This is a genomic window from Pedomonas sp., assembly GCF_036515995.1.
Taxonomy (GTDB): Bacteria; Pseudomonadota; Alphaproteobacteria; order Sphingomonadales; family Sphingomonadaceae; genus Pedomonas.
Genome location: NZ_DATBUP010000035.1, coordinates 1 through 16,103 on the forward strand (window position 1 = coordinate 1; position 16,103 = coordinate 16,103).

The window sequence follows — 16,103 nt, forward strand, 5'->3', positions numbered from 1 at the left end:
CCACCCGCAGCTATCAGGCGGAAGGGTCGTGGGATCTGGCGGTGCGCGAGGCGGGCGTGCCGGGGTATCGCCACACCTACGTGCTGATCCAGTTCGGCCATAATGATGCGCACCGCCATCTGGCAGACCGGTGGGTGGAACTGGAAACCGAGTTCCCGGCCAACCTGCGCAAGTTCGTGGCGGACATTCGCGCGGCCGGCGCTACCCCGATCCTGATGACGCCGACCGTGCGGTGGGTGTTCAATACGGATGGCACGCTGGAGAATGCCGTCGCCCCGTTCGCGGACCAGACCCGCAAGGTGGCAGCGGATCTGGGTGTGCCGCTGCTTGACATGAACGCGCGCACCGAGGCGCTGGTGGAGCGCATGGGGCCGGAGGCGGCACCGGCAACGCTGGCTCAGCGCGCGCCGGGGGAGAAGCCGCTCTCAACGCTTGAAGCCGCAAGGCCGCTCGGGCCTGAAAGCCCGCAGCATGGCTTCACCCTGAAACATGACAATGTGCATCTGGGGCCGGAGGGCGCGGCGATCTTCGCGCGCCTCGTCGCCAATGACCTTGCTGCCCTGATGCCGCAGTTGCGCTCACGGCTGGCTCCCTGAGGGGGGCAATCGTGGGTGCGTTGCGGGAGCGCCGGTCCGCGTGCGGATCGGCGCTTCTGCGTTTCCGGGCCGGCTGACGGTTCCGATGGCTCAGTCGTAGCCCGGCTTGTTCTGCCGCAGGGATTTGACCTGTCCGCGCTTGGTCTTGGATTCCAGCCGCCGCTGCTTGCTGCCGTAGGTGGGCTTGGTCTCGCGCCGGATGACGGGCCGCACCGTCGCCTCGCGGATCATCTCCACCAGCCGCTCGACGGCGTCTTCCCGGTTGCGCTCCTGACTGCGGAACCGCTGGGCGGTAATGACGATCACGCCCTCGCGCGTCATGCGCTTGCCTGCAATGCGCACCAGCCGCTCGAACACCTCGTCGGGCAGGCTTGGGGAGTTGCGCGCATCGAAGCGGATCTGGACCGCGCTCGAGACCTTGTTGACGTTCTGTCCGCCCGGACCGGAGGCCCGAATGAAGTTTTCCTCGATTTCGTCATCCTGAAGGACGATGCGGCGGGTGACGGGGATCATGGGCGGCAACCTTGGGCACGGGCCAGCGGCCGGTCATTCAGCAATACGAATTGGTGGTGCCAGCCCTTGCCACATCCGGCAAGGGCGGCGCGAGGCCGAGCCGCAAAAAAAACAGCATGGCACGGCAACGCCTGTGCTTGCATCGGCCCCTTCGGCGCGAGACTCTGCACTCGGCCCCGTTCCGGATGTCGGCGCGGCAGGGCGTCGAAGTTTCCGGGAGTTGCTATGAACGGTGCAATGGAACTGCTGAGCCTCAAGGACGCGGCAATCGTACTGTGCGCGGCGGGGTTGGTGGTTCCGGTGTTCTACCGCCTGCGCATCAGCTCGGTGCTTGGGTTCATGATCGTCGGCATGGCGGTGGGGCCATTCGGCCTCGGCGCGCTGGCGGATGACATGCCCTGGCTGCGTCACATGACGATTACCGGTCACTCCGGCATCCATGGCGTGGCGGAGCTGGGCGTCATCCTGCTCATGTTCATGATCGGGCTGGAGCTGTCGTTCGAGCGCATCATGACCATGAAACGCCTCATCTTCGGCATCGGTCTGTTGCAGGTGGTGCTGTCCGCCGGGGTGCTGATTGGCGCGGGGGTTGCTTTCGGCCTGCCCATGAAGACCGCCGTCGTGCTGGGGCTGGGCCTCGCCATGTCGTCCACCGCCATCATCATTCAGGTCCTGGCGGAAAGGCACCAGATCGCAACCGGGCTGGGCCGGACCACCTTTTCCGTGCTGCTGTTCCAGGACGTGGCGGTGGTCCCGGTGCTGTTCATCGTCGGCGTTCTCGCCTCGCGCCGGGCCGCGAACATGGGCGAGCAGCTCGCAGTCGGCATCATCGAGGCAATTATTGCCGTGGCCGCCCTGATCCTTGTAGGCCGGCGAATCCTGCGTCCGCTGTTCCGCATGGTGGCCGCCACCCGCAGCGCCGAGATGTTCATGGCGGCCTGCCTCCTGATCGTGATGACGGCGAGCCTCACCACCTATTTCGTCGGCCTGTCTCTTGCCATGGGCGCGCTCATTGCCGGGCTGCTGCTGGCAGAGACGGAATACCGCCGCCAGATCGAGGTCAGCATCGAGCCGTTCAAGGGTCTGCTGCTTGGCATCTTCCTGATTTCCATCGGCCTCTCCGCCAATCTGGGCCTTGCCATCAGCAATCCGCTCGGCGTGCTAGGCGGTGTCATCGGGCTCATCGCCCTCAAGGCCGCCATCGTGACGGGGCTCGGCTGGCTGTTCCGCATTCCCTGGCACACGGCGCTGCGCGCCGGGCTGCTGCTGGGGCCGGGCAGCGAGTTCACCTTCGTCATCCTCGGGCTGGCGATGGGGTACAACCTCGTCGAGCCGGAGACCGGGCAGTACGCGCTGCTGCTCACCGTGCTGACCATGACCCTGATCCCGGTGCTGGAATGGCTGGGCCGCCTCATTGGCGACAACGCGGCCGCCCGCAATCCGGCCCTGCCGGAGGAGGCGCAGGTGGCGGTGCCGCATGGGGAGACACCGCAGGTGCTCATCGCCGGGTTCGGGCGCGTCGGGCAGATGGTGGCGTCGCTTCTGGAAGCGCATCGCATCAGCTACATCGCCATCGACAGCGACCCCGAGCTGGTGGCGGTGCTGCGCCGGCAAGGGCGGCCGGTCTATTACGGCGACATGGCCCGCATCGACTTCCTGCGCCATGCGGGCATCGAGACGGCAGCGGGGCTGGTGGTGACCATGGGCCATCCGGCCTCGGTCGAGGTGCTGGTGGCGATTGCCCGCGCCGAGCGGCCGGACCTGCTCATTGTTGCCCGAGCGCGCGATGCGGAGCAGGCCGCGCGCCTCTACCGGGCAGGTGCGACCGATGCGGTGCCTGAAACGCTGGAAGCCAGCCTGCAACTGGGGGAGACATTGCTGGTTGATCTGGGCGTCCCCATGGGCCGCGTCATCGCCTCGGTACACGAACGGCGGGCGGAGTTGCGGGAGGAAATCCAGAGCCTTGCGCCAGACCGGCAGGTGCGTACCCACGCCCGGCGGCGCGCCGGTCCGTCAAGCGAAGCGGGGGGGTGAGGGGACAGGGTCAGCGCTTTACGTCGCGCACGTATACCAGCGCCCGGCCGTCGGCGATCAGACGGCCGTCCGCGCCGTGGCAAATGGTAGACAGATCAACAAGGTTCTTCTCCAGCCGCAGGCCGGTGATTTCCACCCGGGCCGAAAGCGGCTCACCCGTGCAGGCAGCGGCGTGATACGTGGTTTCCTGCTTCAGGTAATTGGTGCCGATACCCGGCAGATCCATGCCGAGCAGGGTCGAGAACAGCGCGCCGATCAGCGGCTCCGGTACCATGCCGGGGGCAGGAGCAGGCCCTCCGAGGGCGGTGCAGGCGGTCACGTCATCAAGGGAAAAGCCGCGGGAAAGTCCTGCGGTCATCCCATATTCCAGAGGCCCCGGAGGGGACGGCGCAAAGCTGGCGGATGCAGCGGGCTTTGCCGTGAGGTCGGGCAAGAGCGTCGCGCTGCCCGCCAGCACCATATGCCCGTCGCACGTGAGGGTGCCGTCGCTTGCGCGGGAAATCCTGAGAGCGAGCCGCAGCTGATCCGCATCGACCTTTTCCGCCGCCACCTCGAAACGCATGGGCTCATCGGCGAAGGTAGGGGCGGAGAAGCGCAGCGCCTGTTCCATTACCCGCTGTCCGGGGGCGAGCCTGTCCGCCATCCCGCGCAGGATGGTCTCCAGCAGCACGCCATGGGCCACGGTGCGGCCGAACCGGGTTCGCGCGGCGAAGCTCGCGTCCACATGGATGGGGTTGGCGTCGCCCGAAAGCGCGGCGAAGCGGTTGAAATCGTTCTGGGTGAAGATGTGCTCCACCACAAGGCCAGTCATAGGACGCTCTCTTCCTGGCGCAGCAGATGCTTCTGGATCTTGCCGGCGGCGGTGCGGGGAAGATCGGGCACGACCCGGAAGCTTTTCGGTACCTTGAACGCCGCCAGCCGCTCCCGGCAGAAGATGAGAAGCTCATCCGGGTCGGGCCGCGCCGCGCCGGGGCGCAGCACCAGAAAGGCGCGGCCAACCTCTCCCCACTGGGGGTCGGGGGCGCCGACCACTGCCGCTTCCAGAATTGCCGGATGCTGCATCAGCACGTTCTCCACCTCGGCCGGGTAGATGTTCTCCCCGCCCGAGATGAACATGTCCTTGATACGTCCCGCGACGTAGTAATAGCCGTCCTCGTCCTGCCAGCCGATATCGCCCGAGCGCAGCCAGTCGCCGGAAGCGAAAATATCGGCGGTTTCGTGGGGCTTGTGCCAGTAGCCGGGCGTGATGCCCGGGCCGCGAAACCAGATCTCCCCGGTTTCGCCCTGCGCTACATCCTGCCCGTCCCAGCCGGTGATGCGCACCTGGCAGAGCAGCTGCGGCTTGCCCACAGAGCCCACCTTCAGCGGCGCATTCTCCGGGTCCATGAGAAAGGCGGTGGGCCCGGTTTCAGTCATGCCCATGCCGTTGCACACCCGCACGCCGCGCGCGAGGAAAAGCCCGAACAGATAGTCGTTCAGCGGTGCGCCGCCGCATCCCCAGTGGCGCACGCGGGTGAGGTCAATCTCATGGAAGCGCGGGTGCAGGCTCAGCTGCTGGTAAACGGTCGGCACGGCAAAAAGCGTATCCAGCCGCCCCGCCGCCAGCAGGTCGACCAGCCGGTCTACGTCAAAGCTGGGCATTACCAGCACCTGCCCACCGCTCATCAGGGCCGGAAGGGTGTAGAGGTTGATGCCCGCCGTGTGGAACAGGGGCAGAAAGTTCAGTGTCGTCTCGCCCTGCCGCAAGTCGATGGCCTGACTCACATTGACGTAGTTGGCCATGGCCATGCCGTAGGTATAGATCACGGCCTTGGGCTTGCCGGTCGTGCCGGAGGTGTAGATCAGATACCAGACCTCGTCCTGCGGCCAGACGTCCCGGCAGGGAATGGGGGTAACGCGGGCCATGCGCCCCTCGTAGCCAGCCGCAGTTGCGCCATCGAGCGCAAGGGTGGGAATATCTCCGGCTACGGCCAGGGCAGCGGCCTGATCCTCCTCTCCGAACGCAATGAGCGCGGGCGTGCAGTCTTCAATCAGCGGCTGTAGTTCGGCGGGCGGCATCCGCCAGTTGAGCGGCACCAGAATGGCACCCAGCTTGGCGCAGCCGAACAGCAGTTCGAAGAAGGCGATGCGGTTGCGGCAGAGAATGGCGACGCGGTCCCCGGCCTTGATGCCGTGGAGGGCAAGCATGCCCGCAACCCGGGCGGCGCGCTCGTCAAGCTGGGCGTAGGTAACGGTCCGCCCGCTTGCGATGTTCACAAGCGCGGGCCTGTTGCCGCCCAGCACAGCACGCTTGGCGGTAATGTCGATCAGATCGAAAGCCACGTAAGACCCCCGAGCCTCCCCCTGCCTGAAGCCAGCCCGTCAACACTCAGTCAGACGAAACACTGTCCGGCAACGCTTCATCGCATTGATAGCGCATTTCCATTCGCAATGCCTGCCTCTTGCGTGCAGAAAAGTTGCGAATTAGCAAGCGTCAGGCTTCGGCCGGCTTGGGGCTGAGACCGAAGTTGAGCATGTCCGCCACGGCGGCAGCCACTTCGGCGGGGCTCTTGTCTTCCTCCCACACGCCATAGCGCAGGCCGAGGAACACGTTCATGCCGATGAGGGCCCAGGCGCGCTCTTCTGCGGGGCCGCCGCGGATTTCGCCCCGGCTTTCGGCAGCCTTCAGGTTGCGCCGGTAAGCTTCCTCGAACACCTGATAGTAGGCCCGGTAGGCATCCTCGGCAACGAACTGCGCCTCCATGACGATGCGGTACAGGTCCTTGTGTTCGCGCACGAATTCGATGAACGCCTCGATGCCCATGCGCTCGGCGGTCAGCCGGTCCGGCGCGCTGCCGATTCGCTCGCTGATGAACTGGCGGGTCAGCTGGCCCATGTGGCTCACCAGCGCCCGGAACACCTCTTCCTTGCTGTCGAAGTAGGTATAGAAGCTGCCCAGCGCCGCGCCCGCCCGCTGCGTGATCCCATTGATGGACGCATCGTGAAAGCCGCGCTCGCCGAATTCCGCGGCGGCGGCATCCAGCAAACGGCGCAGCGTGCGCCGGCCTCTTTCGGTTCGAGGTGCCTTGTCTTGCATGGCTGCACTGTGACGCGCCTTGGCGTTCATCGCAAGCCCTGAAGTTGAATGTTGACTCATGTTTCGAAAAGCAAGATTGTTACGCTTGAATTAAATCGGACGGGCCGGACGCGCAAACCGGCCTTTCCGCACCCGGAAAAGAGCAAAAGCCGCCGGGTTGGTCTTGGGGAGCCTCAAGGGGGAAGCGTGCCGGAACTGGCGAACACGGCTGGCGGAAAGCTCGTCTTTGATGACGAAGGCGCGGGGCGTCCGCTGCTGTTCGTACACGGATGGGCAACGCACGCTGATTTCTTCGGCCCCCAACGCGCGGCGCTGGCACGGGAATTCCGCGTCATCAGCCTCGATCTGGCGGGCCACCGCCGCTCCCCGGCCTGCAAGGCTCCCCTCACCATCGAGCATCTTGCGCAGGACCTGATCACGCTATGCCGCCACCTGTCGCTGGAAGACGCGGTGGCCGTCGGCTGGTCCATGGGGGCGATGGCGGTGTGGTCCGCCTTGCTGACCGGGGCAGGCCAGCACATCAGCGGCCATGTGGTCATCGACATGAGCCCGCGCATCCTGAACGGGCCGGACTGGCATCTGGGCCTGAAGGGCAGTCAGTCGTCTGGTCTTTCCCCGCGCACCGAGGCGGCCATGCGTCATCATTGGCAGGGCTACACGCCGCGCATTGCCCGGCGCATCTTCGCCAGCGGCCATGACGCGGAGCGGGCCGCCCTGCTTCAATGGGCGGAACAGGAAATCGCCCGGAGCGACGGCGCCGTGATGGCGGGCCTGTGGTCTTCCATGATCGCGCAGGACTACCGCGCCGATCTGGCCCGGCTGGAGACGCCGACGCTGGTCGCCCACGGTCTCCGCAGCCAGCTCTACGCGCCCGAGACTGCGGCCTTCCTCGCGGCGAACCTGCCGCAGGCGCATGCCTGTGCCTTCAGCCGCTCCGGCCACGCGCCGCATCTGGAAGAGCCGGACGCCTTCAACCGCATGGTGGCGGACTTCGCCCGCTCGGGCCGCCGCGCCGCCATGACCGGAAACACAGCCCAAAGCGACGATAAAAGCATCAAGGGGAGAAAATCATGATCATCAGCTCCAGGCAGGCGATGAAGGTGCTGCTTCAGGCGGGTGCGGCCAGCGCCGCGCTCGCCGCAGCACCGGTTGCGATGGCACAGGCGGATCAGGCCGCCACCCAGACGGCGAGCATGCAATCCGGCGAATTAGGTGACATCGTCGTCACCGCCCGCCGCCGCGCGGAAACGCTGCAGGACGTGCCGGTGGCCGTTTCGGCCTTCACCGCGGACGACATGAACATGCGCGGCGCCGCAGACCTGACCACGCTGCAATATACCGCCCCCAACATGACCATGCAGGTGGCGCGCGGCTCCAACTCCACGCTCATCGCCTTCATTCGCGGCGTCGGCCAGCAGGATCCGCTGTGGGGCTTCGAGCCGGGCGTGGGCCTGTATGTGGATGACGTGTATATCGCCCGCCCGCAGGGTGCGGTGCTCGACATTTTTGACATCGAGCGCATCGAAGTTCTGCGCGGCCCCCAGGGCACGCTCTACGGCCGCAACACCATCGGTGGCGCGGTCAAGTACGTGACCAAGCGTCTCGGCAGCGAACCCAACTTCAAGGCCCGCGCCGCCTACGGCAGCTATGACCAGAAGGAGCTGGTGCTCTCGGGCGACGTGCCGCTGAACGACATCATCTCCGTGGGCGGCGCCTTTGCCGTCTACAAGCGCGACGGCTACGGCAAGAACCTGTACACGGGCGCCGAGCACTATAACAAGGACGTGATCGCCGGCCGCCTCAGCGTCGAGATCACCCCGTCCGACACCCTGTTCTTCCGCATCGCGGCCGACCGCACCGATGACGACTCCAACCCGCGTCACGGCCACCGCGAGGTCGCCGGCCTGACCCCGGATTCGGGCGTGATCGATGACGTGTACGACACCCGCGCCGGCGTGGGCGACAAGAACGAGGTTATCACCCAAGGCGTCTCCCTGCTGGGCGAGTGGAACGTCAACGACACCTGGACCGTGAAGTCGATCACCGCCTATCGCGAGGGCGAGAGCGATACCGACATCGACTTCGACAACACGCCGCTGCCGACGCTGGACATTCCCGCCTTCTACAAGGACGACCAGTTCACGCAGGAATTGCAGCTGCTCTATACCGGCGAGCGGATGCAGGCCGTGGCCGGCGTCTACTACATGGATGCAACCGCATCCGGCGCGTTCGACACCGTGCTCGGCGGGGCGGGTCTCACCACGCTCACGTCCGGTTCGGTGGACACCAAGAGCTTCGCCGCCTTCGCCGACGTGAGCTATGACCTGACCGAGCAGCTCGCCCTGTCAGTGGGTGGCCGCTACACCCGCGACAAGAAGGAAGGCACGGTGCTGCGCGCCGACTACCTCGGCATCCGCTCGCCCGAGTTCGGCAACCCGAACTCCGTCCAGTTCCGCGTGCGCACGGACTACACCAACGAGCGCACCTTCGAGGAGTTCACCCCGCGCGTCGGCCTGAACTATGACTTCACCGACGACATGATGGGCTATGTCTCCTACAGCCGCGGCTTCAAGTCCGGCGGCTTCGACATGCGCGGCGATGCCATCTTCACGCCGAACACGGTGAACGGCTATGATCCGGAAATCGTGGACAGCTACGAACTGGGCTTCAAGGGCAACTTCCTTGACCGCCGCCTGACGCTGAACTTCGCCGCCTTCTATTCCGACTACAAGGGCCAGCAGGTCACCACGCAGGTGGCGGCGCCGGGCGGCATCGCCAGCTTCGTCGACAACGTCGGCGCATCGCGCATCTGGGGTCTGGAACTGGAAGGCCGCGCCGTTCTCACCGACAACTTCTCGGCCAGCTGGGCGGTCGGCTACACCGACGCGAAGTTCAAGGAATTCCTGTTCTATGATCTGGCCTCCGGCCAGTACATCGACGTGGCGGACACCCGGGTGTTCCAGAACACGCCGAAGTGGAACGGCAACCTGACGCTGACCTACAACCGCGAACTGGAAGGCGGCAGCGAGATCACACTCACCCAGTCCACCGCCTACCGCAGCGCCTACCACATGTTCGAGTTCGCCAACCCGGCGCTCGACCAGAAGAAGTTCGCGCTGGTGGACCTGAGCCTGGTGTGGACCTCAGCAAGCGATCGCTGGCAGGTGGGCGTGCACGGCAAGAACCTGACCAACAAGAAGTACCGCATCGGCGGCTACAACTTCCCGGGCGCGCTGTTCGACGATTCGATCATCGCCTTCTACGGCCCGCCGCGCACCGTCACCGGCACCGTGGAATTCCGGTTCTAGAAATGTGTTAGGGGAGGGGAAGCCGCCGCCGGCAAGTCAAAAGCAAACAGGGCGGCGGCTTCCTTTTTTCTGATACAGGTTGCTTCAGCGTTCGTCGTATCGACAGAAAGAGTGCAGGATGCCCATGGAACAGACAGCACGCGCCGGAGGCCTTCCGGATACAGGCCCGGAGGCGGCACGGCCTGCGGGGAACTATCGCTTCTTCGTGCTGGCCATGCTCATCCTGGTCTACACCTTCAACTTCATCGACCGGCAGATCATCGGCATTCTGGCCGGGCCCATCAAAGCCGAACTCAATCTGTCCGACACCCAGCTCGGCCTCATGGGCGGGCTGGCGTTTGCGCTGTTCTACACCGCGCTCGGCATTCCCATCGCATGGGTCGCGGATCGCACCAGCCGCACCTGGATCATGACCATCGCGCTCACGCTGTGGAGCGGCTTCACCGCCCTGTGCGGCTTCGCGCAGACGTTCTGGCAGCTGTTCCTGTGCCGGCTTGGCGTTGGCGTGGGCGAGGCAGGCGGCGTTGCTCCATCATACTCCATCATCACAGACTATTTCCCCCCGCATGAGCGGGCGCGGGCGCTTGGCGTTTATTCCTTCGGCATTCCGGTGGGCTCGGCGCTCGGCATTTTCCTTGGCGGCTGGATCGCCACCAAGGTGGACTGGCGCATGGCGTTCATCGTCGTGGGCCTCGTCGGCGTCGCGCTGGCTCCGCTGTTCCGCCTGACGGTGCGCGAGCCGAAGCGCGGCGGGCTGGACGCTGCACCGAAAACGGCACCTGAAACCGGGATGGAAGAACGTCGGCCGACCTTTGGCGAGGCCCTGAAGATCCTCGGGCAGAAGCCCAGCTTCTGGGCGCTGTCGTTCGGTGCTGCCAGCTGCTCCATCATGGGTTATGGCCTGTTCTTCTGGCTGCCGTCCTTCTTCCAGCGCACCTATGACATGTCCCTGATGGATGCCTCGCTGTTCTTCGGCTCCATCGTGATGATCGGCGGCCTGATCGGCATCTGGGTCGGCGCATGGCTCGGAGACAAGGCCGGGCCGAACAATCCGGGTGCCTACGCCCGTATTCCCGCCATCGCCTTCGTCATGGCCGCGCCCTGCTATGCGGCGGGCGTCATGTCCTCCTGGCTGCCGCTCACCTTCGTGCTGTTCCTCATCCCGCAGGCGCTGGGCCTGACCTGGCTGGGACCCATCATCACGGCGGTGCAGCATCTGGTTGCGCCCAACATGCGCACCACCGCCTCGGCCATCTTCCTGTTCATCAACAATCTGATCGGCATCGGCTTCGGCACGCTGTTCCTCGGCGCGCTGTCTGACATTCTGAACGCCCGCTTCGGCGATGAATCGCTGCGGTACGCCATCCTCACCGGCCTGCTGTTCTATCTGGTCAGCGCCGCCCTGTTCTGGTTTGCCTCCCGCCGTCTGGCGCGGGACTGGCACCGGTAAGAGACCTGCTTTTCCGCACATAAAAAAGGCCGCCCCAAGGGGCGGCCAGCCGGGATGTTACCCTATCTCCGTACCCGTGTCAGCGCGGGTCGGAAGCCTTGGCCGGGCGCAGCGACGCGTCCGCGTGGCGAGTTTGGGCGTTGGCCTTCACGGCTGCGCGATCAGATGGCGCGGCGGCACGCGAGGGGGCCTTGTTATCCGTTGCTTTGGCGGTGTCCTCAGACGTGAACGAGACGGGCTGATATTGAGCAGCCGGAGTCACGAACCGGTTGGACATCATGAGCGCGCTCATCATATCCATGGACTGTGCATGGGCCGAGCCGATGAAGCCGACCGAAGTCATCGTGGCCGCAAGGCACACGATTCTCGTCATTCTCCCCAGCATTGTCATCTCCCCGTATATTTTTATGACGAATGCTTTTCTTATTATTGTCACATTAACTCACATTTTTCGGCGCGAGTACAGCCCCTTCCAGACAAATCCTGCGTAAGTAAGCCCGCCAACAAGACCAAGCAGAGCCAGGGTCATTTCTGCTCTCAGAACTGATAGGTTTCTAGTGAGTTCAGGGAACCACTCCCGTCCTGCCCACAACACAACGGCCAGACTGAGAGACGCCAAGGCAATCACGATGGCGCTGCGGCGGAACCGCGAGTCGATGGCGAAAAACCCGCGTTTGCGGGCAAGGAAGATCACAAGACCAACGTTGATCCATGCGCCAACGGAGGTTGCCAGCGCCAGTCCCACCTGCGCGAAACTGCCCATCAGCGCCACTTTCAGGGCCACATTGGCGGCAATGCCCGTGAGCGAGGCATAGAGCGGCGTCTTGGTGTCCCCGCGCGCGTAGAAGCTGGCAACGGCGCTGCGGATCAGCACGAAAGCCACCAGACCCACCGCGTAGGCCGCCAGTGTCGCGCCAGCCGCCTGAGCGGCAGCCGCATCAAACTTCCCCCGCTGGAACAGCGCGGTCATGATGAGATCCGGGATCAGCAGAAAGGCGACCACGCAGGGCGCGGCCAGCAGCAGGGTAAATTCCATCGCCCGGTTCTGCGCGGCCCTGGCGCCGTCTTCGTCGCCCGCCGCCAGCTTCTTGGCCATCTGCGGCAGCACCACCGTGCCCGCCGCAATGCCGATGACGCCGATGGGAAGCTGGTTGATGCGGTCAGCATAATAGAGCGCCGAAAGCGCGCCGTCCGAGAGGAAGCTGGCGATGATGGTGTCCGCGAACATCGCCACCTGCACGCCCATGGAGCCGATGACCGCCGGGCCAAGCGCCCGGAAGAACTTGCGCGTATCCTCGTCCAGCTGGGGGCGGGCAAGGCCGGGGCCGACGCCCGCGCGGTTGGCCGCCCACCACACCAGCAGGAACTGGGCAAGGCCGGAGGCCAGCACGCCCCACGCGGCAGCATGGCCAACCGTTGGAAACCACTGCCAGCTGACCAGCCCCGCGATCATGCACAGGTTCATCAGCACCGGCGCGGCAGCCGCCGCCGAGAAGCGCTCCACCGCGTTCAGGTTGCCCGCCAGCAGCGTCATGCATGAAATCAGCAGCAGGGACGGGAAGGTGATACGCGTCAGTTCCTCCGCCAGCTGGAACTTGGCCGGATCATCCGTGAAACCGGGGGCGAGCAGGGTGATCAGCCACGGCGTTGCCACCAGCGCCGCGCCCAGAAACACCACCTGCACGATCAGCTGCCACCCGAACACGGAATCGGCGAACCGTCGCGCCGCCTCCGGCCCGCCCTGCGTGCGCACGCGGGTGTAGGCGGGCACATAGGCCGTGGACACCGCCCCTTCGGCAAAGATGGCGCGGAAGTGGTTCGGCAGGCGAAACGCCACCAGAAACGCATCGGCGATGGGCCCGGCGCCCAGCACCGCGGCCATGATGATGTCCCGCACAAACCCGGCGATGCGGCTCAGCATCGTCCAGCTTGCAACCCGGCTGATCTGCTTGCGCATGTGTGTTTCGGTATCCTGCCTTGGGGAGTGGTGCTTCTTGCCCTTAGCGCCTTGGGTTTTGCGGGGACTCAGCCCCCGCGCCCCCGTTACTTACTCAGGCGTGCGCGGCATGAAGGGCGCGGCCCAAAAACGAATGGAGTGCAGGGGGCCAAGACCCCTGCAAAAAATCATTTTGAGAAAACCAGCCCTCACTCAGGGCGAAACGGGCGGCTGAGCAGCGCGCCGATCACGGTGTCCACATCAGCGTCGTGGTAGAGCAGCTGCACAACGGCTTCGGTGATCGGCATGTCTACGCCCAGCTTCTGCGCGGTCTCCAGCAGCACGGGGGCGGTGTAGGCGCCTTCGGCCACGGTCTTGCGCTCGGCGAGGATGTCGTTCATCCGGCGGCCCTGACCGATGGCGTAGCCGAGGCTCATGTTGCGCGACTGGGTGGACGAGCAGGTGAGGATGAGGTCGCCAAGACCGCACAGCCCGGCGAGGGTTTCGTACTGCGCGCCCTTGGCCTTGCCGAAGCGGATCATCTCGGCAAAGCCGCGAGTGATGAGCGCGGCGCGGGCGTTCTCGCCCAGCTGCTTGCCCTCGGCGATGCCGCAGGCGATGGCAAGCACGTTCTTGACCGCGCCACCCACTTCCGCGCCGATGACGTCCGCCGACCAGTAGGGCCGGAAGGTGGGCAGGCCGACGGCGGCGCAGAACTTGCCGCCCAGCGCTTCGTCCGCGCAGGCAAGGGTGATGGCGGTGGGCAGGCCCTTGGCCACTTCCCCGGCGAAGGTTGGACCGGAGAGCACGGCGAGCGGGTGCGCGCCCGCAACGGCGGCGCACACTTCGGTCATCAGAAGGCCGGTGCCCTGCTCGATGCCCTTGGAGCAGAGAACGATGGGCGTCGTCTGCGGCAGGTGGACGGAGAGTTCAGCCAGCGTCGGCCGCAGGAACTGCGCCGGCGTGACGATGAGCAGAGCGTCAACGTCTGCCAGATCCGCAAGCGTGTTGGTGGCGCAAATGGCGGGGTCGAGCGGCACGCCCTTCAGGAACAGGCTGTTCTCGTGGGCAGTGTTGATGCTTTCGGCCACTTCCGGCTCGCGCGCCCAGATCGTCACGCGGCGGCCTGCGCGGGCTGCCACCTGCGCCAGCGCCGTGCCCCACGCGCCTGCGCCCACAATGCCGATCGTCTCAATCGCCGTCATGCCATCCTCTTGTGTTTTCTGCTTACGCCTTCACACCCGCGCCCGGCGCTTTGGGGGCGGATTGGTCCAGCGGCCAGCGTGCCCGTGCGGGAACGTCCAGCGGGTCGGTCAGGCCCAGCTTCAGCCGCTCCAGTCCGGCCCACGCGATCATGGCCGCGTTGTCGGTGCAAAGCCAGTGCGGCGGTGCAACGAAGGGCAGGCCCTTTGAGGTCGCCAGCTCCGTCAGCGCCGTGCGAATGGCGGTGTTGGCGGCAACGCCGCCGCCGACCACCAGTGCCGTCACCTGCGGTGCCATGGCCAGCGCCTTTTTCGTGCGGTCGATGATGCAGTCAACCACCGCCGCCTGGAAGGAGGCGGCAAGGTCAGCCTTGTCCTGTTCCGTCGGCTCAGCGCCCAGTTTCTCCACCTCGCGCAGCACGGCGGTCTTGAGGCCGGCAAAGGAGAAGTGCGGCTCGGCCGTGCCCTTGAGGGGGCGGGGCAGGGGGAAGCGCTTCACGTCGCCGTTGCGGGCGGCCTTTTCCACCCTTGGGCCGCCGGGGAAGCCCAGCTTCAGGAGCTTGGCCACCTTGTCGAAGGCCTCGCCCGCCGCGTCGTCAATGGTGGTGCCGAGACGCCGGAACTGACCGACGCCGCGCACTTCCAGCAGCTGGCAGTGCCCGCCGGAGACGAGCAGCAGCATGTAGGGGAACTCCACGTCAGCCACGAGGCGCGGGGAGAGGGCATGTCCCTCAAGGTGATTCACCGCCACCAGCGGCTTGCCGGCCGCCAGCGCCAGCGCCTTGCCGGTGACGAGACCCACCATCACGCCGCCGATCAGCCCCGGGCCCGCGGTTGCCGCGATCGCGTCGATGTCGTTCAGGGTCAGGCCCGCATCGCTGAGGGCCTGCTGCACCAGCGGGGCCAGTTTGTCCGCATGTGCGCGGGCGGCGATCTCGGGAACCACGCCGCCGTAGGGCCGGTGCTCCTCTTCCTGACCGGCTACAAGATTGGCCAGAATCGTCCGGTCGGAGCGGATGATTGCCGCAGCCGTCTCGTCACAGCTCGATTCGAGCCCTAATACTGTCCACTCACGCGCCATTTCATTCACTGCCAGAGAGCACTATATACCGGCGCACGCTTATCAGAGGTGTTGAGTGACCCCCAAGTCTAAACTCGTCATTGGAACGCGCGGCAGCCCGCTGGCGCTGGCCCAGGCCCACATGGTGCAGGCTGGTGTGGCGGCGCATCTGGGCTGGTCTGCGGAGCAGGTCGAGATCGCTGTGTTCAAGACCAGCGGCGACCGCATTCAGGACAAGCCGCTGGCGGAATTCGGCGGTAAAGGCCTGTTCACCAAGGAGTTGGACGAGGCGCTGCTCGATGGCCGCATCGATCTTGCCGTCCATTCCATGAAGGACGTGCCGACCCGTCTGCCGGGCGCAATGATCCTCGCCGCCATTCTTCCGCGCGAAGATGTGCGCGATCGGCTGATCGCCCCCAACGCAAAATCTGTGGAAGATTTGCCGCACGGCGCGCGAATCGGCACCTCCAGTTTGCGGCGCGGCGCGCAAATGAAGCTGCTGCGGCCTGATTTTGTCATCGTCCCCTTCCGCGGCAACGTGCAGACCCGGCTCGATAAGCTGGCCCGCGGCGAGGCGGACGCCACCCTGCTGGCCGCCGCCGGGTTGCGCCGCTTGGGGATGGATCACGTGGGCGCGGCTGTCTCGATCGAAGCCATGCTGCCCGCTCCGGCTCAGGCCGCCATTGGCGTGACCGTGCGCACGGGCGATGAGTTCGCCCAAAGCGCGGTTGCCGCCATGAATCATGCGGAGACGGCGCTGTGTGTCGCCGCCGAGCGGGCGTTCCTTGCCCGGCTGGATGGCTCCTGCCGCACGCCCATCGCGGCGCTGGCAACGCTTCAGGCAGACGGCACGGTGCTGATGAAGGGGCAGGTCTTGACGCCTGACGGCTCGCACCATGTGGAGGGCCAGTCGCAGGGCGCGCCAGAA

Annotated in this window: 14 protein-coding genes; 6 read left to right on the forward strand and 8 right to left on the reverse strand. The window is 65.7% G+C overall.

From position 1 onward, the window contains the following. Positions 1-596, forward strand: a 596-nt coding sequence (locus VIG90_RS02940) for a GDSL-type esterase/lipase family protein (protein WP_331591939.1), incomplete at its 5' end; no start/stop codon positions are given. 90 nt (positions 597-686) lie between these two features. On the opposite strand, the gene arfB is transcribed toward VIG90_RS02940, so the two are convergent. Further along, positions 687-1,109, reverse strand: a complete 423-nt coding sequence (arfB, locus tag VIG90_RS02945) for an alternative ribosome rescue aminoacyl-tRNA hydrolase ArfB (RefSeq protein ID WP_331591940.1) — start codon at positions 1,107-1,109, stop codon at positions 687-689. Positions 1,110-1,334: 225 nt separating this feature from the next. Here arfB and VIG90_RS02950 point away from each other — a divergent pair, with 225 nt between their 5' ends. Beyond that, the gene (locus VIG90_RS02950; protein ID WP_331591941.1) at positions 1,335-3,143 is read left to right on the forward strand and encodes a cation:proton antiporter; all 1,809 of its coding nucleotides are present in this window, start codon (positions 1,335-1,337) and stop codon (positions 3,141-3,143) included. A gap of 10 nt (positions 3,144-3,153) precedes the next feature. On the opposite strand, the gene VIG90_RS02955 is transcribed toward VIG90_RS02950, so the two are convergent. The 3 genes from VIG90_RS02955 to VIG90_RS02965 form a co-directional block, all read right to left on the reverse strand. Continuing rightward, positions 3,154-3,954 carry a MaoC/PaaZ C-terminal domain-containing protein gene (locus tag VIG90_RS02955; protein ID WP_331591942.1) on the reverse strand — a complete coding sequence of 267 codons (801 nt, stop codon included), beginning with the start codon at positions 3,952-3,954 and terminating at the stop codon, positions 3,154-3,156. Beyond that, entirely contained in the window at positions 3,951-5,465 is a 1,515-nt protein-coding gene (locus VIG90_RS02960; protein ID WP_331591943.1) for a long-chain fatty acid--CoA ligase, read from the reverse strand. Before VIG90_RS02960 ends, VIG90_RS02955 begins: the two co-directional genes overlap by 4 nt. A 151-nt stretch (positions 5,466-5,616) precedes the next feature. After that, a complete protein-coding gene (locus VIG90_RS02965; protein ID WP_331591944.1) occupies positions 5,617-6,219 on the reverse strand; it encodes a TetR/AcrR family transcriptional regulator in 603 nt (200 codons plus the stop codon). Positions 6,220-6,405: 186 nt separating this feature from the next. Between VIG90_RS02965 and VIG90_RS02970 the strand changes: the two genes are divergently transcribed. From VIG90_RS02970 to VIG90_RS02980, 3 genes are all read left to right on the forward strand, one after another. Continuing rightward, the gene (locus VIG90_RS02970; RefSeq protein WP_331591945.1) at positions 6,406-7,293 is read left to right on the forward strand and encodes an alpha/beta hydrolase; all 888 of its coding nucleotides are present in this window, start codon (positions 6,406-6,408) and stop codon (positions 7,291-7,293) included. Next, positions 7,290-9,527, forward strand: coding sequence for a TonB-dependent receptor (locus tag VIG90_RS02975; RefSeq protein WP_331591946.1), 2,238 nt, complete (start codon positions 7,290-7,292; stop codon positions 9,525-9,527). The genes VIG90_RS02970 and VIG90_RS02975 overlap by 4 nt, the downstream gene beginning before the upstream one ends. 214 nt (positions 9,528-9,741) lie before the next feature. After that, a complete protein-coding gene (locus tag VIG90_RS02980) occupies positions 9,742-10,977 on the forward strand; it encodes an MFS transporter (RefSeq protein WP_331591952.1) in 1,236 nt (411 codons plus the stop codon). A gap of 79 nt (positions 10,978-11,056) precedes the next feature. On the opposite strand, the gene VIG90_RS02985 is transcribed toward VIG90_RS02980, so the two are convergent. From VIG90_RS02985 to tsaD, 4 genes are all read right to left on the reverse strand, one after another. Continuing rightward, on the reverse strand, positions 11,057-11,362 hold the full coding sequence (locus VIG90_RS02985; RefSeq protein WP_331591947.1) for a hypothetical protein: 306 nt from the start codon (positions 11,360-11,362) through the stop codon (positions 11,057-11,059). A gap of 57 nt (positions 11,363-11,419) precedes the next feature. Beyond that, a complete protein-coding gene (murJ, locus tag VIG90_RS02990; RefSeq protein ID WP_331591948.1) occupies positions 11,420-12,934 on the reverse strand; it encodes a murein biosynthesis integral membrane protein MurJ in 1,515 nt (504 codons plus the stop codon). Positions 12,935-13,122: 188 nt separating this feature from the next. Next, positions 13,123-14,118 carry an NAD(P)H-dependent glycerol-3-phosphate dehydrogenase gene (locus tag VIG90_RS02995; protein ID WP_331591949.1) on the reverse strand — a complete coding sequence of 332 codons (996 nt, stop codon included), beginning with the start codon at positions 14,116-14,118 and terminating at the stop codon, positions 13,123-13,125. Positions 14,119-14,140: 22 nt separating this feature from the next. Next, a complete protein-coding gene (gene tsaD, locus VIG90_RS03000) occupies positions 14,141-15,196 on the reverse strand; it encodes a tRNA (adenosine(37)-N6)-threonylcarbamoyltransferase complex transferase subunit TsaD (RefSeq protein WP_331591950.1) in 1,056 nt (351 codons plus the stop codon). Positions 15,197-15,251: 55 nt separating this feature from the next. Here tsaD and hemC point away from each other — a divergent pair. Continuing rightward, positions 15,252-16,103, forward strand: an 852-nt coding sequence (gene hemC / locus VIG90_RS03005) for a hydroxymethylbilane synthase (protein ID WP_331591951.1), incomplete at its 3' end; no start/stop codon positions are given.